Source organism: Neorhizobium sp. 05N33 (genome assembly GCF_056397445.1).
Genome location: NZ_JBFTNK010000014.1, coordinates 75697 through 101804, shown reverse-complemented (window position 1 = coordinate 101804; position 26108 = coordinate 75697). Strand labels below are relative to the sequence as shown.

At 61.7% G+C, this 26108-nt stretch carries 24 protein-coding genes; 21 read left to right on the top strand and 3 right to left on the bottom strand.

Annotated elements, in window-relative coordinates:
- The first annotated feature begins 98 nt into the window (after positions 1-98).
- The 8 genes from AC1DLT_RS25795 to AC1DLT_RS25760 are packed head-to-tail and all read left to right on the top strand — an operon-like array spanning position 99 to position 10295.
- Positions 99-1076: an ABC transporter permease gene (locus tag AC1DLT_RS25795; RefSeq protein WP_046605852.1), complete on the top strand. Its 978-nt coding sequence runs from the start codon at positions 99-101 to the stop codon at positions 1074-1076.
- A complete protein-coding gene (locus tag AC1DLT_RS25790; RefSeq protein WP_477488641.1) occupies positions 1069-1983 on the top strand; it encodes an ABC transporter permease in 915 nt (304 codons plus the stop codon). Before AC1DLT_RS25795 ends, AC1DLT_RS25790 begins: the two co-directional genes overlap by 8 nt.
- Positions 1980-2996 (top strand): ABC transporter ATP-binding protein, encoded by a 1017-nt coding sequence (locus tag AC1DLT_RS25785; RefSeq protein WP_477488640.1) that lies wholly within the window; start codon positions 1980-1982, stop codon positions 2994-2996. The genes AC1DLT_RS25790 and AC1DLT_RS25785 overlap by 4 nt, the downstream gene beginning before the upstream one ends.
- Before the next feature lie 2 nt (positions 2997-2998).
- The gene (locus tag AC1DLT_RS25780) at positions 2999-3982 is read left to right on the top strand and encodes an ABC transporter ATP-binding protein (RefSeq protein ID WP_477488659.1); all 984 of its coding nucleotides are present in this window, start codon (positions 2999-3001) and stop codon (positions 3980-3982) included.
- Between the two features lie 12 nt (positions 3983-3994).
- Positions 3995-4999, top strand: a complete 1005-nt coding sequence (locus AC1DLT_RS25775; RefSeq protein WP_477488639.1) for an NADPH:quinone reductase — start codon at positions 3995-3997, stop codon at positions 4997-4999.
- Positions 4999-6885, top strand: coding sequence for a hydantoinase B/oxoprolinase family protein (locus AC1DLT_RS25770; protein ID WP_477488638.1), 1887 nt, complete (start codon positions 4999-5001; stop codon positions 6883-6885). The genes AC1DLT_RS25775 and AC1DLT_RS25770 overlap by 1 nt, the downstream gene beginning before the upstream one ends.
- Positions 6872-8920: a hydantoinase/oxoprolinase family protein gene (locus tag AC1DLT_RS25765; protein ID WP_477488637.1), complete on the top strand. Its 2049-nt coding sequence runs from the start codon at positions 6872-6874 to the stop codon at positions 8918-8920. Before AC1DLT_RS25770 ends, AC1DLT_RS25765 begins: the two co-directional genes overlap by 14 nt.
- Before the next feature lies 1 nt (position 8921).
- Positions 8922-10295, top strand: a complete 1374-nt coding sequence (locus AC1DLT_RS25760) for a M20/M25/M40 family metallo-hydrolase (RefSeq protein ID WP_477488636.1) — start codon at positions 8922-8924, stop codon at positions 10293-10295.
- 284 nt (positions 10296-10579) lie between these two features.
- Here the strand turns inward: AC1DLT_RS25760 and AC1DLT_RS25755 are convergent, their stop codons facing one another.
- Positions 10580-11554, bottom strand: a complete 975-nt coding sequence (locus AC1DLT_RS25755) for an aldo/keto reductase (RefSeq protein WP_477488635.1) — start codon at positions 11552-11554, stop codon at positions 10580-10582.
- A 180-nt stretch (positions 11555-11734) separates the two neighbouring features.
- On the opposite strand from AC1DLT_RS25755, the gene AC1DLT_RS25750 reads away from it, so the two are divergent.
- The 13 genes from AC1DLT_RS25750 (at position 11735) to AC1DLT_RS25690 (ending at position 24252) form a co-directional block, all read left to right on the top strand.
- Positions 11735-12772 (top strand): GntR family transcriptional regulator, encoded by a 1038-nt coding sequence (locus AC1DLT_RS25750; RefSeq protein WP_477488634.1) that lies wholly within the window; start codon positions 11735-11737, stop codon positions 12770-12772.
- Between the two features lie 48 nt (positions 12773-12820).
- Positions 12821-14356: an ABC transporter substrate-binding protein gene (locus tag AC1DLT_RS25745; RefSeq protein WP_477488633.1), complete on the top strand. Its 1536-nt coding sequence runs from the start codon at positions 12821-12823 to the stop codon at positions 14354-14356.
- A gap of 68 nt (positions 14357-14424) precedes the next feature.
- The gene (locus AC1DLT_RS25740) at positions 14425-15600 is read left to right on the top strand and encodes a M24 family metallopeptidase (protein ID WP_247136675.1); all 1176 of its coding nucleotides are present in this window, start codon (positions 14425-14427) and stop codon (positions 15598-15600) included.
- A gap of 143 nt (positions 15601-15743) precedes the next feature.
- The gene (locus AC1DLT_RS25735; RefSeq protein WP_477488632.1) at positions 15744-16724 is read left to right on the top strand and encodes an ABC transporter permease; all 981 of its coding nucleotides are present in this window, start codon (positions 15744-15746) and stop codon (positions 16722-16724) included.
- A 5-nt stretch (positions 16725-16729) separates the two neighbouring features.
- On the top strand, positions 16730-17575 hold the full coding sequence (locus AC1DLT_RS25730) for an ABC transporter permease (protein WP_040124652.1): 846 nt from the start codon (positions 16730-16732) through the stop codon (positions 17573-17575).
- A 45-nt stretch (positions 17576-17620) separates the two neighbouring features.
- On the top strand, positions 17621-18565 hold the full coding sequence (locus AC1DLT_RS25725) for a succinylglutamate desuccinylase/aspartoacylase family protein (RefSeq protein WP_477482282.1): 945 nt from the start codon (positions 17621-17623) through the stop codon (positions 18563-18565).
- A 30-nt stretch (positions 18566-18595) separates the two neighbouring features.
- Complete coding sequence (locus AC1DLT_RS25720; protein ID WP_080719332.1) at positions 18596-19600, top strand: ABC transporter ATP-binding protein; 1005 nt, start codon at positions 18596-18598, stop codon at positions 19598-19600.
- Entirely contained in the window at positions 19593-20567 is a 975-nt protein-coding gene (locus AC1DLT_RS25715; protein ID WP_477488631.1) for an ABC transporter ATP-binding protein, read from the top strand. Before AC1DLT_RS25720 ends, AC1DLT_RS25715 begins: the two co-directional genes overlap by 8 nt.
- A gap of 10 nt (positions 20568-20577) precedes the next feature.
- Complete coding sequence (locus AC1DLT_RS25710) at positions 20578-21060, top strand: GAF domain-containing protein (protein ID WP_477488630.1); 483 nt, start codon at positions 20578-20580, stop codon at positions 21058-21060.
- 15 nt (positions 21061-21075) lie between these two features.
- Positions 21076-22311, top strand: coding sequence for a metal-dependent hydrolase family protein (locus AC1DLT_RS25705; RefSeq protein ID WP_477488629.1), 1236 nt, complete (start codon positions 21076-21078; stop codon positions 22309-22311).
- Positions 22312-22315: 4 nt separating this feature from the next.
- Positions 22316-23503 carry a hypothetical protein gene (locus AC1DLT_RS25700; RefSeq protein ID WP_477488628.1) on the top strand — a complete coding sequence of 396 codons (1188 nt, stop codon included), beginning with the start codon at positions 22316-22318 and terminating at the stop codon, positions 23501-23503.
- Positions 23504-23620: 117 nt separating this feature from the next.
- Positions 23621-23869 carry a type II toxin-antitoxin system VapB family antitoxin gene (locus tag AC1DLT_RS25695; protein ID WP_040124628.1) on the top strand — a complete coding sequence of 83 codons (249 nt, stop codon included), beginning with the start codon at positions 23621-23623 and terminating at the stop codon, positions 23867-23869.
- Positions 23866-24252 (top strand): type II toxin-antitoxin system VapC family toxin, encoded by a 387-nt coding sequence (locus AC1DLT_RS25690; protein ID WP_477488627.1) that lies wholly within the window; start codon positions 23866-23868, stop codon positions 24250-24252. Before AC1DLT_RS25695 ends, AC1DLT_RS25690 begins: the two co-directional genes overlap by 4 nt.
- A gap of 125 nt (positions 24253-24377) precedes the next feature.
- Here the strand turns inward: AC1DLT_RS25690 and AC1DLT_RS25685 are convergent, their stop codons facing one another.
- A complete protein-coding gene (locus tag AC1DLT_RS25685) occupies positions 24378-25031 on the bottom strand; it encodes an HAD hydrolase-like protein (RefSeq protein ID WP_477488658.1) in 654 nt (217 codons plus the stop codon).
- A gap of 89 nt (positions 25032-25120) precedes the next feature.
- On the bottom strand, positions 25121-26023 hold the full coding sequence (locus tag AC1DLT_RS25680) for a helix-turn-helix domain-containing protein (protein WP_477488626.1): 903 nt from the start codon (positions 26021-26023) through the stop codon (positions 25121-25123).
- Positions 26024-26108: the final 85 nt, after the last annotated feature.

Here is a 26108-nt window from a genome sequence, read left to right as displayed (position 1 = left end):
TCCACGCGCCGCCTCCCCTTTTTGCCCGACGCTTGACATCGGCAGCCTCGCCTTGTGCTCCCAAGGCGGCGCCGAGCCAAGAGAAGGAATTTTTTCAGATGAAGAATTTCAAGGCTGTGGGCAGCAGGTTGCTGCAGCTCGCTCTCGTTTTATGGGCGGTAGTGACCATCCTGTTTCTGATGTTCCGGCTGATGCCGGGCAATCCGATGGCCGCTTATATCGATCCGACCTTTACGCTCGAGCAGCAGCAGCAGCTCATGGCCCAGTTCGGCCTCGACAAGCCGCTGTGGCACCAGTACCTGATCTATCTCGGCAATCTTCTGCAGGGCGAGCTCGGCCAGAGCTTTCGCTACCGCGAGCCGGTCGGCCAGCGCATCTGGATCCTGTTGCCGAACACGTTGATCCTGACATTCTCCTCGCTGATCGTCGCTTATGTCTTCGGCATTCTCGCCGGCGCCTATCTTGCCTGGCGCCGCGGAAGCTGGGTGGAGCAGGCGGCCATTCCGCTGGTGCTCACCACCCGCGCCATGCCCGAATTCTGGCTCGGCATGGTGATGCTGGCGATCTTCTCGTTTTCGCTCGGCTGGCTGCCGGCGGGCGGCACGCGCGCTCCCGGCAACGAATATTCCGGCTTCCTCGACCTTTATACCTCGCGCGATTTTCTCGCTCATCTGGCACTGCCGGCGGCGACGCTGGCAATCTACAGCCAAGGCCTGCCGCTTCTGCTGATGCGCTCCAACATGCTCGACGTGATGAAGGAGGACTTTGTCACCATGGCCCGCATCAAGGGGCTGTCGAACTGGACCGTGGTGGTACGCCATGCGGCCCGTAACGCGCTGCTGCCGGTGATGACATCGTTTGCGATCGCCGTCGGGTACCAGCTGCAGGGCAATGTCGTGGTGGAATCGGTGTTCTCCTGGCCAGGCCTCGGCCGCGAATTGGTCAACGCCGTTGCCGCTTCCGACTATCCGCTGGCGCAGGGCGCCTTCCTGATGATCGCGCTCGTGGTGATCTTCATGAACCTACTCGCCGACCTGCTCTATGCTTTCCTCGATCCAAGGATTTCCCATGCCTGAGATCGCCGCACCCGCCATCATCAAGCCGAGACGCCCCCATATCCTTGCCCGGATGTTCCGCGCGCTGAGACTGCCGATGAACGACCCGTTCGCGGTCGCCGGTCTTCTCATCTATCTGGTGTTCATCGTCGTTGCGGTGTTTGCCGATCAGATCGCCACGCATGACCCGACCGAAATCCTCTACACGCCGGCCTACGATCTCGCGGCGGACCTCCGGCCGGGGCAAGATGGTTTCCTCATGGGAACCACCAGCCTCGGCCGGGATATCTTCTCGCAGCTCGTCTATGGCAGCCGCTCGGCGCTGCTGATCGGCATCACCGCCGCCTTCATGGTGGCTCTGATCGGCTCGATCATCGGCCTCGTCGCCGGTTATTTCGGTCGCTGGGTGGACGCCATCCTGATGCGGCTTGCCGATATCGCCTTCGGCATTCCATTTCTGCCATTCGTCATCGTGCTGGCCGCCTTCCTGCGACCTTCGATCTGGAACGTTGTCATCGCCATGGCGCTGGTGCTCTGGCGCGATACCGCCCGCGTCATCCGCAGCCAGGTGCTGACGCTGCGCACCCGTGGTTATGTCGAGGCGGCGCGGGTGGCGGGATCCTCCGACGTCAAGATCATCCTGCGCCATATCGCGCCGAACATCCTGCCGCTTTCCTTCCTCTACGGATCGATCGCCATCGGCTGGGCGATCCTGACCGAAGCGTCGATCAGTTTCCTAGGCTTCGGGGACCCCAACTCGATCAGCTGGGGTTATATGCTGCAGGATGCGTTTGCCAGCCAGGCGCTCGCCAAACAGGCCTTCTACTGGTTCGTGCCTCCGGGCATCTGCATCATCCTCGTCGTCAGCGCGGGCTTCTTCATCACCCGCGGTTATGAAAACATCCTCTTCCCGAAGTTGAGCCGATGAGCGAACCCCTTCTTTCCGTGAGAGATCTTCGGGTCAGCTATCAGGTGGGGCGCAATTTCGTCCATGCTGTGGACGGCGCAAGCTTCGACATTCCGCGCGGCTCGATCACCGGCCTCGTCGGCGAATCCGGCTGCGGCAAGACCACCGTTGCCCGAGCACTGACGCGGGTGATTGCCGAAAATGCGGCGATCACCGGTGGCCAGATCCTGTTCGACGGCAAGGATCTCGCAAAGATCCCCGAAAAAGAGATGAATGCGCTGCGCTGGCGCGACATCGCCTTCATTCCCCAGAGCGCCATGAACTCGCTCGATCCGGTCTATACGGTCGAATACCAGCTCGACGAGGTGCTGCGCCGCCGCGGCGGCCTGGGTCGAAAACAGTCCCGTGCCCGTTCCGAGGAACTGTTCGAGATGGTCGGCATCGATGTCAATCGCTTGGCCGACTATCCGCATCAGTTCTCCGGCGGCATGCGCCAGCGCGTCGCGATTGCCCTGGCGCTCGCGCTCGATCCGAAGCTGATCATCGCCGACGAGCCGGTGACGGCGCTCGACGTCATCGTGCAGCGGCAGATCCTCGATCAGCTCAAGGAGCTGCAGACGCGCCTCGGCGTCTCGGTCATTCTCGTCACCCACGATATTTCGGTCGTCGCCTATATCTGCGACCGCACCGTCGTCATGTATGCGGGCAAGGTGGCCGAATCCGGCACGATGCAGGCCGCACTGACGGCACCGTCGCATCCCTATACGATGGGCCTGCGCAATGCGTTTCCGGATCTGCAGGGAGCCGCCTCCGGCATCCTGACCCCGATTGAAGGCGCGCCGCCGAACCTTGCCAATCCGCCGGCCGGCTGCCGGTTCAAGCCGCGCTGTCCTTTCGCGCTCGACATCTGCGGCACAGAGCCCCCGGTCATCGCCGTCGCTCCGGATCATCCGGTGCTCTGCCACCGCGCCAATGAGAGTGCTGCCTTGCGTATCGAAGCCGCCAAGACGGAGACATGGATGGCCCCAGCATGAACATGATCACCAAGAAACCGGATGTCCTGGTCTCGGTCTTCGATGCCAAGCTGCATTATGCCGTTGGCGGCACGTTCGCGGCGATGCGCGGCAAATCGACGGTGGTAAAGGCAGTCGATGGCGTCAGCTTCGACATCCGGCGGGGTGAAAGCGTCGGTCTGCTTGGTGAATCCGGCTGCGGCAAGACTTCCATGGGCCGGCTGCTGCTGAAGCTCGAGGAAAAGACCGGCGGTACGATCCATTTCGACGGCGAGGAGATCGGCGCCGTGCGCGGCAGCGGGCTGAAGAAATTCCGCTCCAAGGCGCAGCTGATCTTCCAGAACCCGTTCGATGCGATCAATCCGCGCTTCACCATTCGCCAGACGCTGGCCGAGCCGCTGGAAAATGCCGACATTCCGAGGCGCGAGCGCGAGGGCCGGATCATCACGGCGCTCGAACTGGTGAAACTGCCGGAGCCTGCGCAGTTTCTCGACCGTTATCCGCATCACCTGTCCGGCGGCCAGTTGCAGCGCGTTGTGATGGCGCGGGCGCTGATCCTGCAGCCGGAATTCGTGGTGGCCGACGAACCGGTGTCGATGCTCGACGTCTCGGTGCGTGCCGGCGTGCTCAACGTTTTCCGCGACGTGCGCGACCGGCTGGGCCTCACCGCCATCTATATCAGCCACGATCTGGCGCTGGTGCGTTACGTCTGCGAGCGGACTATCGTCATGTATCTCGGCCGGATCATGGAAGACGGGCCGACCGAGGATATCGTCCGCGAACCGCTGCATCCCTACACAAAGGCGCTGGTCGCCGCGGTGCCGGTGCCGAATCCCGACCAGAGCCACGAGCCGCTGCCGATCGGCCGCGGGGCGCCGGACCCGCGCAATCCACCCTCCGGCTGCGTTTTTCGCGACCGCTGTCCGGCAGCCCATGCGCGCTGTGCGGCCGAGGTGCCCCACCCGAAACCGGTCGGTACCCGCACCGTCGCCTGTCACCTGTACTAATTGGAGTTGTTGATGCTTGCCGCTTCCTACACACGCACCGGTCCTGCCGCGGAGGTTCTCTCCGTCGGTGAGATGGCTGCACCTGTCGCCGGTCCCGGCGAGGTGCTGGTGCGCGTGCATGCATCCGGCATCAACCCGGCCGACGTGAAACGCCGCGGCGGCTGGCGCGGCATGGGCATGGATCACAAGCTGATCATTCCGCATACGGATGGCGCAGGCGAGATCATCGGTGTCGGCGCGGGCGTCGATCTGGCGCGCATCGGCGAACGGGTCTGGATATGGAATGCTCAGGGCGGATACGGTGAGGCGGGCCGTGCCTTCGGCACCGCCGCCGAGTTTATCGCAATCGCCTCCCATCAGGCGGTGAAACTTGCCGATGCCTTGAGTTTCGCCGACGGCGCCAATCTCGGCGTGCCGGCGATGACCGCCTATCGCGCCGTCTTCTCCGATGGCCCGGTTACCGGGCAAGCAATACTCGTGAACGGCGCGGCCGGTGCGGTCGGCCATTTCGCAGTGCAGATGGCGGTTGCCGGCGGAGCGCGGGTGATCGGTACGGCGAGCACGCCGGAAGCCGCAGTGCACGTGAGGCAAGCCGGCACTTTTGCGACGATCGACCGCAAGCGCGAAGACGTCTCGGCCCGCATTCTCGAACTGACCGGGCCTCAGGGCGTCGATCGTGTCGTCGAGGTCGATTTCGGGGCAAACCTGGAACTCGATGCTGCCGTCCTCAAGCGCAACGGTACCGTTGCCTCCTATTCGTCGAGCAGCAATCCGACGCCCGTGCTTCCCTACTACGCCTTCGCAGCCAAGGGCGCCAACCTGCGCTTCATCCAGGGTTTTCTGATCCCCGAGGATCAGCGGCTGGCGGGTGAAAGGATGATCTCCGAACTTGCCAATGCCGGCAGGCTCAAGGTCGCCATCGGCGCGACATTCCCACTCGAGGACATCGCCAAGGCCCATGAGCGCGTCGAGCGCGGCGGTCTCGGCAATGTCGTCGTCCTGATCGGAGGCGCGTGATGAACCCCCGGTCGATCCATTCCACAGCATCCAACGAGGATTCCAAGATGTACGATCCCAAGGAAAGCGAAAGCACGCCCGCCAGGGCGGTAAAACCGGAAGAGTCCCTCTGCGATCCCGTCTCGCTCGAAATCATCCGCGGCGCGATTGCCGCCGCCCAGTCGGAAATGGAAGCGCTGCTCGAGCGCACCGCGATCTCCGCCTTCATTCGCGAGAAGAAGGATTTTTATACGGCATTGTTCGACGGCGAAGGCGTAATGGCGGTCGGTTCCATGGTGCCGGTCTTCGGTGACATGACCGGCCCGGTCTTCGACAAGTTCCCGGCCGATACGATGAAGCCCGGCGATCTCTACTGGTACAATGACTGCTACGGTTCGCGCGGCGCGGTTTCGCATTCCAACGACCAGGTTTTGCTGGCGCCGGTCTTCAAGGACGGCAAGCGTTGCGCCTTCGTGATGAGCTGGGCGCATTTCGCCGATATCGGCGGCATGCGGCCGGGCTCGATCAGCCCGGATGCGACCGACATCTACCAGGAAGGCATCATCATTCCGGTCACCAAGCTGATGGACCAGGGTGTCACCAACGAAGCGACGCTGTCGATCTTCCACCGCAATTCCCGCTTCCCCGAACAGAGTATCGGCGACATGCGGGCGCTGATGGCGAGCGTCGATGTGGGCGTGAAGCGCATCGGCGAAATCCTCGACCGCTTCGGCTCCGATGTTGTGGAGGATGCGCTGGCGCAGCTGCTCACCCGCACCCGCAAGCTGGTGCGCTCCAAGCTGGCCGAGACCTTCGACTACGGCACTCATAAATTCACCGACGCGATCGACAGCGACGGCCATGGTAATGGCCCGTTCAAGATGCGCCTCGCACTGACCCGCGAGAAGCTGGCGAATGGCGAAGACAAGTTCACCTTCGATGCGACCGAGTCCGACGATCAGGCGCCCGGTCCGGTCAATTTCCTGATGAACCGCGGCGTGCCGGGCATGGCGCTCGGTCTCTTCTATCTCGGTGGCGATCCGGGCCAGGTGTGCAATGCCGGCGGCCCGCAGGCGCTGGATGCCGTGAACCTGCGCCAGGGATCGTTCCTGCAGCCGAACTTCCCGGCGTCGCTCGGCATGCGCGGTCTGACCATGATGCGGGTGCTGTCGGCCCTCAACGGTCTCGTCAACACGGCGGGCGGCAAGGCGCCGGCCTCCAACTCGGCCTATGTCATCACCATCATGCGCGGCAACTACAAGGATGACGCAGGCGAGCTGAAGCGCTTCCTGCTCGCCGACGGCATCGGCGTCGGTTACGGCGCGCGGCCGGATTCGGATGGCATCGACGCGGTCTATTTCGTGGCGCAGGAGAACTACCCGGTCGAGTTTCTTGAAGTCGGTTATCCGGTGCGGCTGCGCACCTATGGCATCGTCAAGGATTCCGGCGGCGCCGGCAAGTTCCGTGGCGGCTGCGGCATCATCCGCGAGTACGAAATCCTCGCCGAAGACATGATGCTGGCCGTGCGCATCGACAGCGTCAAGAACCCGCCCTGGGGCATCAATGGCGGCATGGGCGGCGGTACCGGCCGCGTCACCATCAATCCGGGCCGGCCAGACCAGCGCATGGTCCCCCCGCTTTCGGACGGCAACAGGCTGGTCAAGGGCGACGTGCTGCGCATGGAGACCGGCGGGGGCGGAGGCTTCGGCCATCCCTTCGACCGTAATCTCGATGCGATTCTGGAAGACGTGCTCGGCGGTTTCGTCAGTGTCGAGTCGGCCGAGCGCCTCTATGGCGTCGTCGTGAAGGGCACCAAGGTTGACCACGCGGCTACGGCCACACTTCGCGCCAACCGCCCCGCTACCCGTGCATTCCATCGTCAGGAGTATGTCGATGTCCTCGCCTGAGACTTTTGTCGATACGTCCCTTTCCGTCGCCGTCGATATCGGCGGCACCTTCACCGACGTTGCGCTTCTCGACCGCGCCACCGGCAAGGTCTGGCGGGCAAAGACGCCGAGCGTGCCCTCCGATCCTTCGGAGGCGTTCCTGACCGGCATCCGCCTGGCGCTGACCGATGCCGGCCGCGAGGCATCCTCGCTCGGCCAGGTGCTGCACGGTACCACGGTTGCGACCAACATGATCCTCGAAGACAAGGGCGCTCCCACCGCGCTGGTCACCACCAAGGGTTTCCGCCATGTGCTGAACATTGGCCGTCAGGACATTCCCCGCAAGGCGAACCTCTATACCTGGGTGAAGCCGGCGCGGCCCGTGCCGGCCTCGCGCATCGTCGAGATCGACGAGCGCATCGCCGCCGGCGGCGCCATTCTCGATGCGCTGGACGAGGATAGCGTGCGGATTGCGGCCGAAGCGATCCGCGGCATGGACGTCGAGGCGGTCGCCATCTGCCTGCTGCATGCCTTTGCCAATCCGATCCACGAGAAGCGTGCGGCAGAGATTCTTCGCGCAGAACTGCCGCATCTCGCCGTCACCACCTCGACCGACGTTCTGCCTGTCGTGCGCGAGTTCGAACGGACGCTGACGACCGTGCTCAACGCCACCGTCATGCCCGGCGTCACCACCTATGTGGGACGCCTCGAAAAGCGGCTTGAGGACGAGAAGGTCACAGCCCCCCTGCTGCTGATGCAGTCGAATGGCGGTGTCGCCGGTGCGGCCACCATCCGCCAGGCTCCGGCGCTGACGGCACTGTCCGGTCCCGCCGCCGGTGTGGTCGGCGCGCGCTCGGTTGCCGCCGCCTGCGGCATCAAGGATATCATCACTGTCGATATCGGTGGCACCAGTGCCGACATCTGCCTCATCAAGGATGGCAAGATCGGGCTAACCCAACATGGCAAGGTCGGCGAATGGCCTTTGCCGTTGCCGATGGTCGACATGGTGACGATCGGCGCCGGCGGTGGTTCGATAGCCAAGGTGGCGGATGGCACGCTGACCGTCGGTCCGCAGAGTGCCGGCGCCCGTCCGGGGCCAGCCGCCTATGGTCATGGCGGCGAGAACCCGACGGTGACCGACGCGCATGTCGTGCTCGGCCACCTGCCGGCCCGTCTCCTCGGCGGTCGCATGGCGCTGGATGTCGAAGCTGCCCGCAAGGCGGTCGACGGCAAGGTTGCTAACCCGCTCGGTCTTTCGACGGCGACGGCGGCGCGGGGCATTCTGGCGATCGTCGACAACCACATGGTCGGCGCGGTGCGCGTCGTTTCGGTCGAACGCGGCCATGATCCGCGCGACTTCACGCTGGTGCCGTTCGGCGGCGCCGGCCCTCTGCATGGCTGCGCGCTTGCCGAACTGCTCGGCATTTCCCGCGTCATGATTGCGCCGGCTCCCGGCATTCTCTGCGCCGACGGCCTGCTTGCCGCCGACCTCAAGGCCGAGTTCAGCCGCACACTGCCGAAAGCCGGTGCCGTGGATGTGGTGATCGCCAATGGCATCATCGCTGAACTCAAGACCCAGGCTTCTGCCTGGTTCGACACCGAAGGCGTTGCCGAGAAGGACCGCCGCATCGCGACCGTCGCGTTGTTGCGCTACCACGGCCAGGGCGGCGAGCTTGCCGTGACCTGGGGCGAGACCCGCGAGGCTGTCGAGGCGGCCTTCGCCGCCGAGCACAAGGCGCTCTATGGTTTTGCGCTGGAAGCGGCGATCGAACTCGTGACCCTGCGCGTCGAGGCCGCCGGCATAACGATGGAACCACCGCCGGCGATCCTCGATAAGGGCTCCGATGTCACCCCGTTCGACCATGTGCCGGTCCATTTCGAAAGCGGCGTCACCAGCGTTCCGGTCGTCGACCGCTCGACGCTGGGTGCAGGCGCCACCTTCAAGGGTCCGATGATCCTCACCCAGCTCGACACAACCACATTGGTCGCACCAGGATGGACCGGCACGGTGCATGGCTCCGGCGCCCTCCTTCTGACAACCAAGCAGGATGCATGAGATGACTGAGCAAAAGACCGATCTGGAGCGCGTCTTCGCGCATATCGAGGAAAACCGCGAAAGCTTCATCGAACGGGTGATGGACTATGTCCGCCATCCCTCGATCAGCGCCCAGAACAAGGGCATCGCGGAAGTGGCGGCCATCCTCGTCGAGATGCTGAACGGCATGGGCATGGAGGCGATCACCATCCCGACCAAGAACCATCCGATGGTGCTCGGCCGCATGGAAAAGCAGCCCGGCAAACCGACCGTGCTTCTCTACGGCCATTACGACGTGCAGCCGCCGGAGCCCTACGAACTCTGGGACAGCCCGCCCTTCGAGCCGACGATCCGCAATGGGCGCATCTATGCGCGCGGCATCGGCGACAACAAGGGTCAGCATTTCGCCCAGTTGATGGCGCTGGAATCGCATCTGAAGGTGACCGGCGAACTGCCCTGCAACGTCATCTTCCTGCTGGAAGGCGAAGAGGAAATCGGCAGCCCGCATATCGCCGAGTTCGTTGCCGAACATGCCGAGAAGCTCAATGCCGATCTGGTCGTCACCTCCGACGGCCCGCTGCACGAATCCGACACGCCGATCATCACCTTTGGCGTACGCGGTGTCGCATCCTTCGAGCTGCGCGCGAAGACCGCCAATCGCGATGCCCATTCCGGCAATTTCGGCGGGGTGATGCCGAATGCGATCTGGAAGCTCGTGCATCTGATGGCGACGATGAAGAACGACAAGGGCGAGATCACCATCGACGGCCTGCATGATGTCGTCGTGCCGCCGACCAATATGGAGCGCGAGGCGGTCTCGAAGCTGCCGCTCGATCTCGATGCGATCAAGGCCGATCTCGGCATCAAGGAACTCGACGCTCCGCTCGACCGCGGTTATTTCGACCGGCTGATGTTCCATCCGACGCTGACGATCAACGGCCTGCATGGCGGTTACGGCGGCCCGGGCCAGAAGACGGTTCTGCCCTGCGAGGCGTTTGCCAAGTGCGACATCCGCCTGGTCGAAAGCCTGACGCCGGATTACGTGTTCGAGAAGGTGCGGGCGCATGTCGCCGCCCATGCACCGGACGTGGAATTCGTGCCTCTCAACGCCATGCTGCCGTCGAAGACGCCGATGGACAGCCCGTTCGCGCCGGTCATCCGGGACGCGATCTTTACCGCCCGCGGCGTCGAGCCGCTGCTCTACCCGACCGTTGGCGGCTCGCTTCCGGACTACGTGTTCACGAAGATCCTGAAGAAACCGGCGTTCGTCGTGCCTTACGCCAATGCGGATGAAGCGAACCATGCGCCGAATGAGAACCTGAAGCTGGATTTGTTCATTGCCGGCATCAAGACGGGGGCGGCGCTTTTGACGAAGCTGGGTGGGATGAAGCCGTAATCCTGCCTTTGTGCCGAAAGAAATCCCCGCAAAGATTGGAACATCATCGAGAGGGGTCCGGTTTTATGAACCGATCAAATGTCCCTCTCATCGACCCGGTTGTCTCTCTTTGCGGCAGGCGCTTGAGGAAGGTTCTACGGATAGCCGCCGTCGTGGTTGAAGCGACGGGCATCCTGCCGTTAACGGCGGCTTGCTTACTGGAGTGCATGCTCGTAAGGGCGCGAGCCGCGGAAACCTTGACGGGATGTTCTTTTTACTAAAACGCACCCCAACCGGAGGCTCGGCTAGGCATGCCCGGCGATCGATTTCGGAAGGTAATGCTGTTCGAGCTCTGCAACATCCTGCTCGCTCAACCTGATCTCCAGCGCTTCGACCGCATCCCCGAACTGTCCTGGCTTCGAAATGCCGACGATCGGCGCGGTGATGGCGGGGCGGCTCGCGACCCAGGCATATGCGACCTGCGCCATCGGCCGCCCGTGACGCTCGGCCACCGCCTTCAGGCCGGCGACAACCGCATCGTCGGCGGCCTTTGTCCGGTCGTAGAGCGCCCGCGCCGTGCCGTCCGTCTGGCCGCGCGTGGTTGCTCCCTCGGCCCGGCCAGCGAGACGGCCGCGAGCGAGCGGGCTCCAAGGAACAACACCGATCCCTTCGCTTAAACAGAGTGGCAACATTTCGCGCTCCTCCTCCCTGTAGATGAGGTTGTAATGAGGCTGCATCGATACGAACCGCGCCCAGCCATTTTGCCGTTGCAACCCGATTGCCTTCATGAATTGCCAGGCATGCATGGAAGACGCGCCGAGATATCGCACCTTGCCGGCCCGCACCACATCGTTCAACGCTTCCAGTGTTTCCTCGATCGGTGTGCCATAGTCGAAGCGGTGCAGTTGATAGAGGTCGATATAGTCGGTGCCAAGACGCCGGAGGCTGCCGTCGACTGCATCGAGGATATGCTTGCGCGACAGGCCGCGATCGTTGATGTCGCTGCTCATAGGATGGAAGAGTTTTGTCGCGATCACCAGCTTGTGGCGTGGAACAAGGTCTAGCAGAACCTTGCCGGTAATCTCTTCACTCTTGCCGAGCGAATACATGTCGGCCGTGTCGAAGAAGTTGATGCCGAGCTCAACCGCCTGCTTCAGAATCTTGGCACTGTCCTCGAAATCCAGGACCCAGGGCGCCCATTCGCTCGAACCGAAGGTCATGCAGCCGAGGGCAAGGCGAGAGACTTTTAGACCGGTCCGACCTAGATTGATATATTCCATTGATACACCTCGTGCAGTTTAAGCGGCGACATACCGCATTTTCTGCGTCCGCAAATGATATAATTGGAGATTATCGAGGCACTCAATGGGCTTGCTGCTAAATTATGCAAAAAATTGCAGAAGGGATTGTCAAATTGGAATCTCCTGTTACGGTCAGTGTATCAATCGAGTAATACGCGTATGTTCACTATCGACGCGTCCAGCATTGACCGCTCCCTGCCCGTTCCGGTGGGCAAGCAGCTTTACGGGCTACTGAGCTACGTGCTGTCTTTCGGCGACATGCCGAAGGGTGTGAAGCTGCAGTCCGTGCGCCAGCTCGCTGCCGAGCTCGACATCGCGCCGATGACGGTGGCGGAAGTCTACAAGCGGCTTCGCGCGGACGGCCTTGTCGAAATCCGCCCCGGCCTCGGCGCCTTCACGGTTTACGAACCGCGCCGCCGGGATGGCGTGATCGCGCCTGCGAGCGTGCTTGGGCCCGATATCGATAGTCTGTTGGAGAAAGCCGAAGCGCTCGGCATTTCGCCGATCACTCTCGCCTCGATGGTGCAGGCGCAGGCGCGGCTGCGCAAACCGCGCGTCCACCTCGACATCGTCTTCGTCGGCATATTCGAGGCGCCGGCACGCGACTATGTCGAACAGATCCGCCCGACGCTTTCTGCCAACGACCTGATCTCGCTCCTAACCTTTGACCATATCCGCGACAACGAGGGAGCGCGCGAAAAGTGTCGCAACGCCGACCTGGTGCTCACCTTTGTGCATCGGGAAGTCGAAATGCGCAGCCTCGTACCGGATGCCAATATCCTGTCGCTGCGGTTCATTCCGTCGGAACGCACACGGCAGGCGCTGGCGCTGCTCGATCCGCGCACCCGCGTCGCGGCCGTCACGCAGCTCAAGGATTACATCGCCATCATGCGTCCCAGCGTGCGCGAATTCGCGCCGCATATTTCCGATATCACGGTCGCATGGTCCTATGCGGATGATCTTGCGGACATCGTCGCCCGCTGCGACGTCGTGATCTACGCTTCCGGCGCCGACCATGTCGCCGATCTGGCCGGCCCGAACAAGCGCTGTTTCGAATACCGCCACTCGCCGGATCCCGGTGTGCTCGAAAACCTCCTCGCGCCGGCGCTCGCCGAGCTGCGCCACAATAAGATCGCTGATGGCGAAGCTCGGCCAAAGGTCGCCGATATTACCTCGCTGAGGACCAAGGCCCGCTGACGACCTATGCCAAGCTTTGAATGAACCAAAACCAATAAGGGAACAGACATGAGCAAAGCACTCTCGATCACAGCAACCGCCCTTCTCGCAGGGCTTTCCTTCACCGCCCTGAACTCCGCCCAGGCCGCGACCATCACGATCGGCACCGACGTCGATGCCGGCACTCTCGACCCGCGCCTCGCGCGAGACACAACCGCCTATCGCGTTGCGGACCTCATCTATTCGGGCCTGGTTCATCTGACGCCGAGCCTGGAAGCCAAGCCTGATCTCGCAGAAAGCTGGGAAAACCCGAACCCGACCACCTGGATCTTCAAGCTTCGGCCGAACCTGAAATTCTCCGACGGAAGCCCCCTGACCTCGGCCGACGTGGTCTTTACCTTCAGCACCATTCTGAACAAGGATTTCAACGCGCCGCAACGGGCGCTCTACACACCGATTTCGGCGGTGGAAGCGGTCGACGCGCAGACGGTGAAGTTCACGCTTTCGGCTCCCTATGCACCGTTGCTCAGCTATCTCGACATCGGCATCGTGCCGAAAGCGCTGGTGGAAGGCGGCACGGACATCGCGCTGAAGCCGGTCGGCTCCGGACCGATGAAGTTCACCTCCTGGACGCGCGGCAGTGCCATCGAACTTGCGCCGAACCCGAATTACTGGGGGGAAAAGTCAAAGGCCGACAAGGTGGTCGTGAAGATTATCGGCGACGGTTCAGCCCGTGCTCAGGCATTCGAAGCGGGTGACCTGGACGTCATCCAATCGCCGCTCGCGCCACAGGACATCAAGCGCCTACAGGCGGACAAGCGCTTCGGCGCGGTGGTCCAGCCCGGCCTCGGCGTAACCTACATCAACTTCAACACCAAGGACCCGCTGCTTTCGAGCCCGAAGATGCGTCAGGCCTTCTCGATGCTGATCGACCAGAAGACCATCGTCAACGATATCTTCCAGGGCGTCGATGCTGTCGCCTCCTCGATCATCCTGCCCTCCTCCTGGGCCTATTCGAAGGATATCAAACAGCCCAGCTTCGATATCGACGGCGCCAAGAAACTGTTCAAGGAGGAAGGCTGGGCGGACACCAATGGCGACGGCATCCTCGACAAGGGCGGCAAGCCGCTGACGATTGTTTTGTCCACCCATAGCGAAGACAGCAACCGCGTCCAGACGATCGAATTCATGCAGGCGAATTTCCAGGCCGCCGGCGTCGAGGCCAAGACGCAGATCAGCGACTGGCCGTCTTTCTCCACCAACTACGTGCAAAAGAGCCAGCACCAGATCGCTTTGCTTGGCTGGCTGAACATCGTCGATCCGGATCGCCTCCTGTTCGCACAGTTGACCACCGGCGGTTCGACCAACTGGGGTGGCTATTCCAACCCGGCGGTTGACGATCTGCTGAAGCAGGGTCGTTCAGCGACCAGCCAGCCCGACCGTGCCGCCGCCTATCAGAAGGCCGCGACGACTTTGGCAAGCGACCTTCCCTACTACATCGTCTCCTATCAGGGCTATCAGCTCTTCTATTCCAAGAAGCTGCCCTTCCAGGTGCAGGCGACCTCGCGCGGCAATATGCGCGGCCTGATCGGTCTCAAGGACTGAGACAGCTCGCGCGGGCCGGCTCATCCGGTCCGCGCCTGAAGACCCAATTGCAGTTCCAGGATAGATCGATGGCTTTCTCACAGCGTCTCGGCGCGGGCTTCTATGCGAAAATTCAGGCCGAAATCCGCAAACGGATGGCGATTGAGGGCATCGATCTGTTGCTTCTCGATTCCAATGACGACGTCATCTATACGACCGGCTTTTCGCATTATACGACAGAGCGGCCGGTGGTTTTCGCGATCACCGCGACCGATGCCTTCCTTCTGCTTCCCGAGTTGGAACGTACCCATGCGGAACACCAGCATATTGCGGCTGAGCCGATCATTTATTTCGAGTTTCCTGGCATCAATCCATGGAATGCAGTGCTCGGCCGCAAGTTTGCTGACTTCAAGGGAACGGTCGCTTATGGCCATGCGATCTCGCTTGCCCGGATAAAGCCGATCGAGGGCGCCTTTCCGAATGCGGAACGGGTGATCCCGAGCAACATCGTCCAGCAGATGCGGCTTCGTAAACATCCGGAAGAGATCGTACTGCATCGCGAGGCCGCCAGGCTTTCCGACCGCATGGTCGAGGTCGGCGTCGAGATGATCCGCGATGCGATGCGCAAGGGCGGCACGCTTCCGAGCGAGGTCGAGATCGAATCCTACGTGTCGCGCCACGCCATGCGCACCATGCACGAAGAGCATGAGGACGTGATGCTCGTTCAGGGGCTTGCGAGCGGGCTCGTCTATTCCGGGCCGAGATCCGCCTTCCCGCACGGCATGCCGACCGGCCATCCGGTGAAGATCGGCGAAAGCATCATCCTGTCGCTCGGCTGCCGGGTTGGTGCCCGCGCTTCGGAAAGCGAGCGCACCTTCTTCATCGGCGAGCCGTCCAAGGTGCAGGAGCAGCATTATGCCGTCGCCTACGAGGCGCAGCGAATGGCAACCGCAGCGCTGATCGCCGGGCATACCTGCGCTTCTGCCGACAATCTGGCGCTTGCCTATATCCGCGACAGCGGCATGGGCGAATACCTGCTGCATCGTGTCGGCCACGGCATGGGCATCATGTTCCATGAAGCGCCGTGGGTGGAAGGCGGCGACCAGACCATTCTGGAACCCGGCATGATCACCTCCAGCGAACCGGCGATCTTCGTGCCGGGCTTTGCCGGCTATCGCATCGCAGACACCGTGCTGATCGCCGCCGAAGCGCCCGATAGCATGACTGTCTATCCCCGCAAACTTGACGACATCGTCATCTCCTGAGGTCGGAAAGATGGGTTTCAGCCTCGCCGAAACAGTTCTCGTGACCGAGCAGGGTCCGGATTCGCTGACCAAATTCCCCCGCCGCTTCGAGGAGATCGTGCTGTCATGACCTTTGCTTCGGCACATATCAGGGGAGCAGCCTCGTGTTAGCCTATATCGTCCGTCGAATCCTGCTGTTGATCCCGATGGCCGCCGGCATGGTCATTGTCACTTTCGGACTGCTATTGCTGATCCCCGGCGACCCTGCCTCGGTGCTGCTGGGCCAAGAGGCCTCGGCGGAAGCGATCAACAACCTGCGCAACGCGCTCGGCCTCAATGATCCCTGGTATATCCGTCTCGGCGTCTATTTCGCGCAATTGCTGCGCGGCGACATGGGCCGTTCGATCTTCCAGAACCAGGCCGTGTCGGAGATCATAGCCGGCAGGCTCGGTGCGACTATCGAGTTGGCCGTCCTGGCGCTGATCCTTGCCTGTCTCGTCGGCATCTCGCTCGGGGTGCTGGCTGCCACGCGACAGGGTTCGATCGTCGATACCGTATCGATGATTTTCGCCCAGCTTGGCGTTTCGATGCCGGTCTACTGGCTCGGCCTGCTATTGATGTTGCTGTTTGCCGTGACTCTCGGCTGGCTTCCGGCGATCGGCCGCGGGGCCCCCTTCCCCGAAGCGGTCTGGGAGGCGCTGACCGGTCGTCCGCAGGTGCTGCTCGACAGCTTAGCCCACATCCTCCTGCCGGCGCTGGCGCTCGCCGCGAACTCGGCGGCGATCATCTCCCGCCTGGTGCGCACCGCCATGCTCGAAGTGCTGCGGGAGGATTTCATCCGCACCGCCTATTCCAAGGGCCTGCGCCGCAATCGCGTCATCATCCGCCACGCATTGCGCAATGCGCTGCTGCCGGTGCTAAGCGTGATCGGACTGCGCTTCGGCGCCCTGCTCGGCGGCGCGGTGCTGACTGAAACCATCTTCGCCTGGCCGGGCCTCGGCCAACTGACTATCACGGCGATCTCGCAGCGCGACTTGCCGCTCATCCAGGGCATCGTGCTCACCTTCGCGATCATCTTTGCACTGGTGAACCTGGTCGTCGACCTTCTCTATGCGGTCGTCGACCCGCGCATCCGTTTGGGTTGAGGCTCATGAGATTATTCAGGCGTTTCCGCAATATTTCACTCATCCTCGGCTCGATCATCGTGCTGGCGATCGTCGTCTGTGCTGTCTTCGCTCCTTATCTATCTACGCATGGCGTCGAGCAGATGGACATGCGCAACCGCTTCTCCGGCCCGACGCTCACCCACTGGCTCGGCACCGACAATTTCGGGCGAGACCTCTGGTCGCGGCTTATATACGGCGCACGCATCTCGCTGACGATCGCCTGCATCTCCGTTTTGGTCTCCACCGTCATCGGCACGGCGGTCGGACTCGCGGCTGGCTATTTCGGCGGCTGGACGGATCTGATCCTGATGCGGATCACGGACATATTCCTGGGCTTCCCGGCGATCGTACTGGCGCTGGCGATCGTCGCGGTGCTTGGCCCCGGCATGATCAACGTGGCAATCGCCATCATCGTCGTCGCCTGGACGGAATATGCCCGCGTGGTTCGGGCGACCACCTTGATGCTACGCGAGCAGAATTACGTACAGGCCGCCAGGGCGCTCGGCGCTCATCCGGTCCGCATCCTGGTCAAGGAAATCCTGCCGAATGCGATGGGGCCGATCATCGTGCTCGCCTCGCTCGGCTTCGGCACCGCGATCATCTCGGAATCGGCGCTCAGCTTTCTCGGTTTCGGCCTGCCACCGCCGACGCCGACCTGGGGCTGGACGCTTGCCTACGGCACCCGCTTCATGCGCGACGAACCGTGGCTGGCAATCATTGCCGGCGCCACGATCATGGTGACCGTGCTCGGCTTCAATCTGCTCGGTGACGGCCTGCGCGATGCGTTCGACCCCCGCCATCTCTCCCGCTCGGCGGGCAAGAAGAAATAGGCAACTCCTCGGATCAATACGACAAGACGCTGAAAGGAAACATCCATGGTCAAGTCGATCAACAAGCTCCGTCCCAAATTCACCACCCATGCGGACGGTAGTGATGCCGTGATCTTCATGCACGAACTGGTGGGTGAACAGGATGGCCCGACGGTTGGGATTTCCGCCTCGATCCACGGCAACGAAAATACCGGTTCGCAGGCGATCCTGGACCTGTTCCGCATCATCAAGGACATGCCGCTCAGGGGTCGCATCATCCTGCTTCCGGTCGCAAACCCGCGCTCCTTTGCGGTCAACCATCGTCACAATCCGCTCGATCAGATGAACCTCAACCGCGAGTTCCCCGGCGATCCTCGCGGCACTTACAGTCAGCAGCTTGCCGATGCGCTGGCGCACGAATTCTTCGCGAAGATCGACTATAATCTCGACCTGCATTCCGGCACGGACCGGCCGACGGTCGACTATGTTTACATCTGGAACGACGAGCCGCTATCGCGCGCTTTCGGTTCGAAAATCCTCTATCGCCCAACGACGGGTAAGGCCGGCACGGTTTATTCCGGCACCAGCAAGTCCGTCTCGATGGACCGCCACGGTACCAAGGTCGTGACCATCGAGCTCGGCGGCGGTATCGTCGACCAGACGCCCTATGCGAAGCGCACCGTCGATGGACTGCTGAACCAGCTCCGCCTGATCGGCTCGATCGAAGGCGAAGTGATCCCCAATCCGAAGCAGGTCGTCATCACCGAGCTCGTCGGCATCCGTCCGAAACATGGCGGTTGGCTGGAGCCGCTCTCGCCGGCAAACGGCGAGATCATCAGGGGCGGTTCGTTGCTCGGCCGTGTCGTCAGTCCCTACGACTTCGAGACGATCGAGGAAATCCCGACGCCCTTCGAAACCGGCATCATGGTCATGCAACACCTGACCCGCAATCTCGTGGAAGCCGGCGATTACGGCTTCATGGTCGGCAATATCGAAGGGTCTACCGACTGATCGGATCCCTCCGGCAGATGGAATGAACGGATGCAAGATCGCGCAATGGAAAAGACGATGGAACCGGCGCTTGCCGTCAGCGACCTGAATGTCGAAATCCTCGGGGAGAACGGGGCCTTCCCCGTCGTCTCGGAGATGAGCCTTTCGGTTCGCCCCGGCGAGACGGTCTGCATCGTCGGCGAAAGCGGCTGCGGCAAATCGATGACCGCGCTGTCGCTGCTTCGCCTCCTGCCCGACAGCGCCCGTGTCGCCTCCGGCTCGATCAGGATCCATGGCGAGGACTTTCTCGCCATGGATCGGCGCCAGGTCGAGAACCTCCGCGGCGACAAGATCGCCATGATCTTCCAGGAACCGCTATCGGCGCTGAACCCGGTGCTGACGATCGGCGAACAGATCGCTGAATCCGTCCGCCAGCATCGAAGGCTTGGACGGCGCGAGGCCTTTGCGCGCGCCGTCAAATGCCTGGAACTGGTCCAGATGCCAGACCCGGAACGGCGGGCAAGGCAATACCCGCATGAACTTTCCGGCGGCATGCGGCAACGCGCGATGATTGCTCTGGCGCTTGCCTGCGAGCCGAAGATCATCATAGCCGACGAGCCGACGACGGCCCTCGATGTCACCGTGCAGGCGCAGATTCTCGGACTGATTTCCGACCTGCAGAAGCGGCTCGGCACGGCGCAGATCCTGATCACCCACGATCTCGGCGTGGTTGCCGAAATCGCCGACCGCGTCATCGTCATGTATGCCGGCCGGCGGGTGGAGGAATGCAGCGTCTACGAACTCTTCGACAACCCGATCCATCCCTATACGATCGGCCTGATGGGCGCCGTCCCCCATCGCGACAGAACGGAAGCCGCCCCGGAACGGCTGACGGATATTCCCGGCACCGTGCCGCCGCTCTGGGACCTGCCGAAGGGCTGCGCGTTTGCGCCCCGCTGTCCCGGCGCCTCGGCTCGCTGCCTGGAGGAACGCCCACCCTTCATCGAAAAGAAGCCCGGTCATTTTGCCGCCTGCTGGGAGCATGACAATGCCTGATGCCGCGGCCCCTCTCCTTTCGGTCGAAAACCTCAAGGTTCATTTTGCCATCCGCTCTGGCGTCTTCCAGCGGCAGGTCGGCGAGGTGAAGGCCGTCGACGGCGTTTCCTTCTCGATCGGTTCGGGCGAGACGCTCGGCCTTGTCGGCGAAAGCGGCTGCGGCAAGTCGACCACCGGGCTCGCCCTGATGGGCCTCGTGAAGGCCACTGAGGGACACATCGCCATGCAGGGAGCCGAGGACGTCACGCAGATGCGGAGCATCCCGCGATCCTACCGCCGCCGCATGCAGATCATCTTCCAGGACCCGTTCTCCTCGCTCAATCCTCGTCAGAAAGTGCGCGACATCATCCGCGCGCCGCTCGATATCCACGGCATCGGCACTGTGGGGGAACGAAGGACAGAAGTGGCGAAACTCATGTCGCTGGTGGGCCTCAGACCCGATCAGGCAGACAACTTCCCGCACCAGTTTTCCGGTGGCCAGCGCCAGAGGATCGGCATTGCGCGGGCACTGGCGCTGAGGCCGGATATCATCGTTTGCGACGAACCCGTCTCGGCGCTCGACGTCTCGGTGCAGGCGCAGATCCTTAATCTGCTCGCCGATTTGCAGAAGGAACTCGGCCTCTCCTATCTGTTCATCTCGCACGACCTCGGCGTGGTCGAACACGTCTCGCACAGGGTCGCCGTCATGTATCTCGGCAAGATCGTCGAGACCGGGTCGAAAGAGGCGATCTTCACGAACCCCCTTCATCCCTATTCGGAGCTGCTGCTGCGCTCCGCGCCGGCACATGATCCGCGCAAGCGTCACAAGTTCAGCGCCGTCAGCGACGACATTCCGAGCGCCACGCGAAAACCCTTGGGCTGCGCCTTCCACACCCGTTGCTCCCTCGCGACCGATATCTGCCGGCAAGCCGAACCGCCGCTCGAACGGAAGGCCGATGGCCAGTCCGTCGCCTGCCATCACCGATAAGGAGTTTAGGATGACCGAAGACCTGATCGAGCTTCTCGCAGAACCGGGCCAGCCGAACTTTTTCTTCGACGCATTGGATACCGCACTCGCCACCCGGGTCGGGCACCGGCTGCTGACGCTGCTCTATAAGGACGGCGACGAGGTGGCGCGCGTCTATTCCAACATGCCGGACGTCTATCCCGTCTTCGGCCGCAAACCGATGGGCATGACGCCCTGGGGCGACCTGGTGCTGCGCCGACAGCAACCATTCCTCGGACGCGACCGGGAGGCGGTCAGGTGGGCTTTCTTCGATCACGAGCTGATCGCGAGCCTCGGCCTCAATTCGGCGATCAATATTCCGGTCGTCTACAACGGCGAGACGATCGGCACGATCAACCTGCTGCACGAGGAATTCTTCTACGAGGGAAAGCATGTGCAGCTCGCCAGACAATTCGCGCCGCTGCTGATCCCCGCCTTTCTCGAAGCCCGCCGCGCTGGCACTTCAAAAGCCTGAACAGGATAAAATCCCGTGACCACCATTCTTTTTGAAAACGCCCGTATCGTCGATGGAACGAGCCCCGAGCCGAGCGAACCGATGTCGGTTCTCGTTGAGGGCGATATGGTTCGTGAGGTCTCGCCCTCCATCAACAGTGCCAGCGCGCAGCGGATCAACCTTGCCGGCAAGGTGCTGATGCCGGGCCTGATCGACGCCCATGTGCATGTCATCGCCGGCATGGCAAACCTCGGCCAGAACGCAAAACTTCCCGATCCGATCGTCACCGTGCGCGCCTTCAGGATCATGGGCGAGATGCTGATGCGCGGCTTCACCACGGTCCGTGATTTGGGCGGCGCGACCTCCGGGCTGCTGGCGGCAACGCAGGAAGCTCCGTGGCCGACGCCGCGGCTCAACATCTGCGGCAAGGCGCTGTCGCAATCCGGCGGCCATACCGATTATCGTGGCCCCTATGACGACACGCCGACGCCGAAGACCGGCCATACGCTCGGCAATCTCGGGCGCATCTGCGACGGGGTGCCGGAAGTCCGCAAGGCCGCCCGCGAAGAATTGAAATCCGGTGCACATTTCATCAAGGTCATGGCAAATGGCGGCATCGCCTCGCCGACCGACCCAATCCATTTTCTCGGCTTTTCGCGGGAAGAGCTGATCGCCTCTGTCGAAGAGGCCGAAAACGCCGGCACCTATGTCGCGGCGCATCTCTATACGGACAAGGCTATCCGCCGGGCGATCGAATGCGGCATTCATTCGCTGGAACACTGCAACCTGATCACATCCGAAACCGCGAAATTCGCTGTCGAAAACGACTGCATCTCGGTGCCGACGCTCGTTACCTACGAAAAGCTCGGCGTCGAGGGCCCGGCGCTCGGCTTGCCGCCCGCCTCCGTCGCCAAGGTGGATTCGGTGCGGCTCGCCGGCATGGAATCGCTGACGATCATGCGCGAAGCCGGGCTGCCAATGGCCTATGGCACCGACCTTCTGGGCGAAATGCACCGGCACCAGTCCGAGGAATTCGTGATCCGCTCCCGCGTCCTTCCCGCCCACGAGGTGATCGCCTCGGCAACCCACGTCGCGGCGAAGCTGCTCCGGATGGAGGGCAAGATCGGCTGTATCGCCCCCGGCGCCTTCGCCGACCTGATCGTGATCGTGATCGACGGCAATCCGCTCGACGACATGTCGTTGCTCACCGACCAAGGCGCCCATATGCCAATCATCATTCGCGGCGGTCATTTCGTAAAGAACCGGAGATAAGTGGATGAAGCTGGGAAGAGAATTGGCGGCGATAACGGCGGGTCTTGACCTGCTCTATCGCAGCCGCAATCGCAATGCCGGCATTCTGGACGCCGAAGGGCTCATACCCGTCGCCGTCGCCGAGATATCGCCGCTGCGATTTGACAGCTATGACGAAGCGGAAGCCGCGCTCCTGTCCTTTCGCGATCGTCTCGGGCAAGCCGAAACCGCGCTGCGCGGGGATTGGCTCGACGAGATGTCCGACTCGTTACTCGCCCTGATTGCCACTTTCCGGGGCGATTCCATCAGTTTTGGTGAGAGGCTGGAGCGGCAGATCCGTGTCGGCGCCCGCGATATACCCGAAGAGATAATCACGGGATATCACAGAGGAATTCGTGAGGTGTTGGATGAACTCGGCTTCCGCGACGGAAGCCTTTTTGAGGATTTTGCGCGCTGGGAGCAGCACGCCCGGATACCATCGGACAAGGTGCTCGACGTGCTTGCGGACTTTCAGCGTCAGGCACGAACGCGCTGCGGCATACTGGCAACCGCGTTAAGGGCCGATTGGGTGAATGACGAATGGATCAAACCTATCGCCCAGCGGGACGTGCCCTACTCGGCCTATTGCGATTTCCCCGGCAGACGACTGCTGCTCAATGTCGACTTTCCTTACACTGCTTTTGGACTTAAGCACCTGGCAGTCCACGAGGCTTTTCCGGGCCATCTCGTTCACCTGAAACTGCGCGAGAGGCGCGTGGCGGAAGGCCTGATGCCGCTTGATGCCGCTCAGGTGGTCACGAGTTCGGCAAGTTCGGCGATTTTCGAAGGCATCGCCGACAATGGCATGCAATTTCTCGATTGGATCGAAACGCCGGAGGATCATCTCGGCCACCTTCTGCAGCGCCTTCGTTCCGCGCTCAGGTGTCGCGCCGCCTGGCAACTGCTTGGCGAGGGGCAATCCTTTGATGAAGTCGTGCCGAGTATCGCTGCTGCTTCCCTACAATCTCCTGACGTTACCCGATCCCGCCTCGCCTTCCTTCGTCATGATCTGCGCGCTCCTTTTGTCTACGCATATTGGTGCGGAGAGATGGCGGTTCACTCGGTCTGGTCTCAGATACGTGTTGAAGAAAAAGGTGAGTTTTGGAACTATCTCTATAACAACATGCACACGCCGAATACGTTGGCGGAACATTGGCTTAGTCGTGGTTCTTGAACGGATCCGAACACAAAACCCTTGCATTATCGACATATCTTGCCTACTTGAATGCGACAAGATTTTTATGTAGAAATCTAGAAATAACGCTATTTTTCTATACGGGAGCTATCCCACATGAGCCTTAGCATCAAGGATCCGGAAGCCCATCGCCTGGCACAGGCGATCTCTCACGCCACGGGAGAAAGCATGACCCGTGTCGTCACCGAGGCGTTGCGTGAGCGTTTTGCCAAGATCGAACGCCGAAAAGGCCGGGCCAGCGTCGAGGAGCTTCTCGCGATCGCCGATCGCGCTGCGGCGAACGTCAAACGCCCCTATGTCGATCATGCCGATTTCCTTTATGACGAGAACGGCCTGCCAAAATGATCGTCGACACTTCGGCGCTGGTCGCAATTCTTTATCGTGAGCCCGAGGCGGCAGGGTTTGTTAAGGCCATCCATGACGTCGAGCTCACGCGGATCAGCGTAGCGAATTACGTGGAGTTGTCGATGGTGGTGGAAGGCCAGCTCGGCCCTGATGGTATGCGCCAGGCGGAGGCTTTCCTCCGGCGCGCCGGCATCATCGTCGAGCCTGTCACTCTTGATCACGGCGAACTGGCCCGACAGGCTTTTCTAGATTTCGGTAAAGGCCGTCACAAGGCCGGTCTCAACTTCGGCGACTGCTTTGCTTATGCTCTAGCGAAAGCGACTGGCGAACCGCTGCTGTTCAAGGGTAACGACTTCTCTCAAACCGATGTCCAGGCGGCGTAACCACGGTCGACGATGTAATGTCGACCGGATCCGCTCAAGCCATCATGCTGCCCGATAACGAGCCCGTTGCCCTGCCGGCGCATCGGCAAAATCTGACCCATCGCCTTGGATGATGGACATCAGGGTCACCATCGAAGACTGCCAATCAATTCGGCCGGCGTCTCGATCAAGCGATCCGCCCCGGCGATCTCCAGTTCCTCGCGGCTGCCATATCCCCACAGGACACCAATCGCCCGCATGCGGTTGGCATGAGCGCCGGCGACGTCGAATTTGCGATCGCCGACCATGATGCACTGATCCGCGGTCAGACCATTCTCCGCCAGAATGTGGGAGATCAATTCCGGCTTGTGGTCGATATCCTGGCCGGGCACCGAACCGTAGATGCCGTCGAAAAGCGGAGCCAGATTTTTGTTCTCAAGAATCTTCCGAGCAAACACCGCCCGTTTCGACGTTGCCAGATATAAGCTCACACCCGTTTCCCGCATTGCAAAAAGAGCGTCTGCAATTCCGTCGTAGAGCTCGCTGAGCAGCAGGCCCCGCGTCCCATAGTCTTCACGATATGCCTCGACCGCTTCCGACACGCGACTGTCGCCGAATGGCTGGAGAAGATAGCGCATGACGTCTTCGATCGGCGGCCCGATGATCGAGGCGATGTCCATTGCCGGATCTGTCGTATGGCCGAGAGCCCGCAAGGCCGCGCGGCAGCTGGACAGGATGCCCGGCTCTGAGTCGATCAAGGTTCCATCGAGGTCGAGAAGAATGGCTGAAGGCGAAGACATAAGGAAACTCACTTTCCGATCATATAAAGGCTCAATAACTGACGTATCGATGGCGCCCGGTTCTGCAAACATCGATCCTGTGCAACATTTCAATGGCGCGTTTCAGCCATCATGCTGGTGATGAGATCGATCGCATCCTCGCCCTTCAGGGCGCTTTCCCACATCCTGCGGGCAATTTCCTCATGCAGTTTCACGCCTTCGAGCGATGCGGTGATGATCCCGACCCCGACCCTGACGTTTGGCTGTTCTCCAAGGCGAAACGGACTGATCGCGAGGACAGAGCGCTCCGCCTGCCTAAAGATCTGAAAATTCGTCGCCGGAACAAGGCCGGGCACAACCGCTATCTGAACGCCGATCGACGGCTTTTTGACGAGCTCGACAATGTGTTTGACCTCGGACCTGGCCATGGACTGTCGATTTCGCCGGTCCGAAGCTGAGAGATCATCGCGCCCAATCAGCCCATTCGACAGAAACCGTCGCAGCTCGGAGGCTGCGATCAGGTTGACCAGCAGGGGGCGGCGGCGTTGATAGGCTTCCTTACGCTCCCGGAGGACCAACAGAAGCCTGTCGATGGCCGTCGCGGTCTCGTCGTCCTTGGATCTCAGGTCATCCATCGCAAGCGCGAGCATCTCGTCATATGCGGGAGAGGTCAGGAGATACGAAAGAGGACCGAAGAAGCCGATGATCTGCTCGCTCTCGGCCTCAATCTGACGCATTCGCTCGAAAAAACCCAAGGCGGTATCCACATATTCGATACCTACCCCCAGGAGATTGGGCAGAGAGACGTCCAGCACACGGCTGATGCGAACGAGGGTTTCAATCTTGAGGATCTCTCCTTTTTCCGCCCGGTAAAGCGCGGCACGGGAAACGCCGAGCTTGTCGGCAAGCGTTTCGGGAGACAGGCCGTGCCCCAGGCGATACGCATTCAGCCGCTGGCCGATATCCTTCAGTATGCCGGCCTCCTCCGCTGGCATCGTTCGCCTTTCCGACATCAGCGATTCTCCTCATTGAGAACGAGGGATACTTCATTTTATATGCCTTGTCTAAATATTATGGACATCGTCTAAATTTTGAGAT

Bases quoted from the DNA above. Each gene is read 5' to 3' on its own strand.
- AC1DLT_RS25795 (WP_046605852.1), top strand. From the start codon at position 99: ATGAAGAATTTCAAGGCTGTGGGCAGCAGGTTGCTGCAGCTCGCTCTC.
- AC1DLT_RS25790 (WP_477488641.1), top strand. From the start codon at position 1,069: ATGCCTGAGATCGCCGCACCCGCCATCATCAAGCCGAGACGCCCCCAT.
- AC1DLT_RS25785 (WP_477488640.1), top strand. From the start codon at position 1,980: ATGAGCGAACCCCTTCTTTCCGTGAGAGATCTTCGGGTCAGCTATCAG.
- AC1DLT_RS25780 (WP_477488659.1), top strand. From the start codon at position 2,999: ATGATCACCAAGAAACCGGATGTCCTGGTCTCGGTCTTCGATGCCAAG.
- AC1DLT_RS25775 (WP_477488639.1), top strand. From the start codon at position 3,995: ATGCTTGCCGCTTCCTACACACGCACCGGTCCTGCCGCGGAGGTTCTC.
- AC1DLT_RS25770 (WP_477488638.1), top strand. From the start codon at position 4,999: ATGAACCCCCGGTCGATCCATTCCACAGCATCCAACGAGGATTCCAAG.
- AC1DLT_RS25765 (WP_477488637.1), top strand. From the start codon at position 6,872: ATGTCCTCGCCTGAGACTTTTGTCGATACGTCCCTTTCCGTCGCCGTC.
- AC1DLT_RS25760 (WP_477488636.1), top strand. From the start codon at position 8,922: ATGACTGAGCAAAAGACCGATCTGGAGCGCGTCTTCGCGCATATCGAG.
- AC1DLT_RS25755 (WP_477488635.1), bottom strand. From the start codon at position 11,554: ATGGAATATATCAATCTAGGTCGGACCGGTCTAAAAGTCTCTCGCCTT.
- AC1DLT_RS25750 (WP_477488634.1), top strand. From the start codon at position 11,735: ATGTTCACTATCGACGCGTCCAGCATTGACCGCTCCCTGCCCGTTCCG.
- AC1DLT_RS25745 (WP_477488633.1), top strand. From the start codon at position 12,821: ATGAGCAAAGCACTCTCGATCACAGCAACCGCCCTTCTCGCAGGGCTT.
- AC1DLT_RS25740 (WP_247136675.1), top strand. From the start codon at position 14,425: ATGGCTTTCTCACAGCGTCTCGGCGCGGGCTTCTATGCGAAAATTCAG.
- AC1DLT_RS25730 (WP_040124652.1), top strand. From the start codon at position 16,730: ATGAGATTATTCAGGCGTTTCCGCAATATTTCACTCATCCTCGGCTCG.
- AC1DLT_RS25725 (WP_477482282.1), top strand. From the start codon at position 17,621: ATGGTCAAGTCGATCAACAAGCTCCGTCCCAAATTCACCACCCATGCG.
- AC1DLT_RS25720 (WP_080719332.1), top strand. From the start codon at position 18,596: ATGCAAGATCGCGCAATGGAAAAGACGATGGAACCGGCGCTTGCCGTC.
- AC1DLT_RS25715 (WP_477488631.1), top strand. From the start codon at position 19,593: ATGCCTGATGCCGCGGCCCCTCTCCTTTCGGTCGAAAACCTCAAGGTT.
- AC1DLT_RS25710 (WP_477488630.1), top strand. From the start codon at position 20,578: ATGACCGAAGACCTGATCGAGCTTCTCGCAGAACCGGGCCAGCCGAAC.
- AC1DLT_RS25700 (WP_477488628.1), top strand. From the start codon at position 22,316: ATGAAGCTGGGAAGAGAATTGGCGGCGATAACGGCGGGTCTTGACCTG.
- AC1DLT_RS25695 (WP_040124628.1), top strand. From the start codon at position 23,621: ATGAGCCTTAGCATCAAGGATCCGGAAGCCCATCGCCTGGCACAGGCG.
- AC1DLT_RS25690 (WP_477488627.1), top strand. From the start codon at position 23,866: ATGATCGTCGACACTTCGGCGCTGGTCGCAATTCTTTATCGTGAGCCC.
- AC1DLT_RS25685 (WP_477488658.1), bottom strand. From the start codon at position 25,031: ATGTCTTCGCCTTCAGCCATTCTTCTCGACCTCGATGGAACCTTGATC.
- AC1DLT_RS25680 (WP_477488626.1), bottom strand. From the start codon at position 26,023: ATGTCGGAAAGGCGAACGATGCCAGCGGAGGAGGCCGGCATACTGAAG.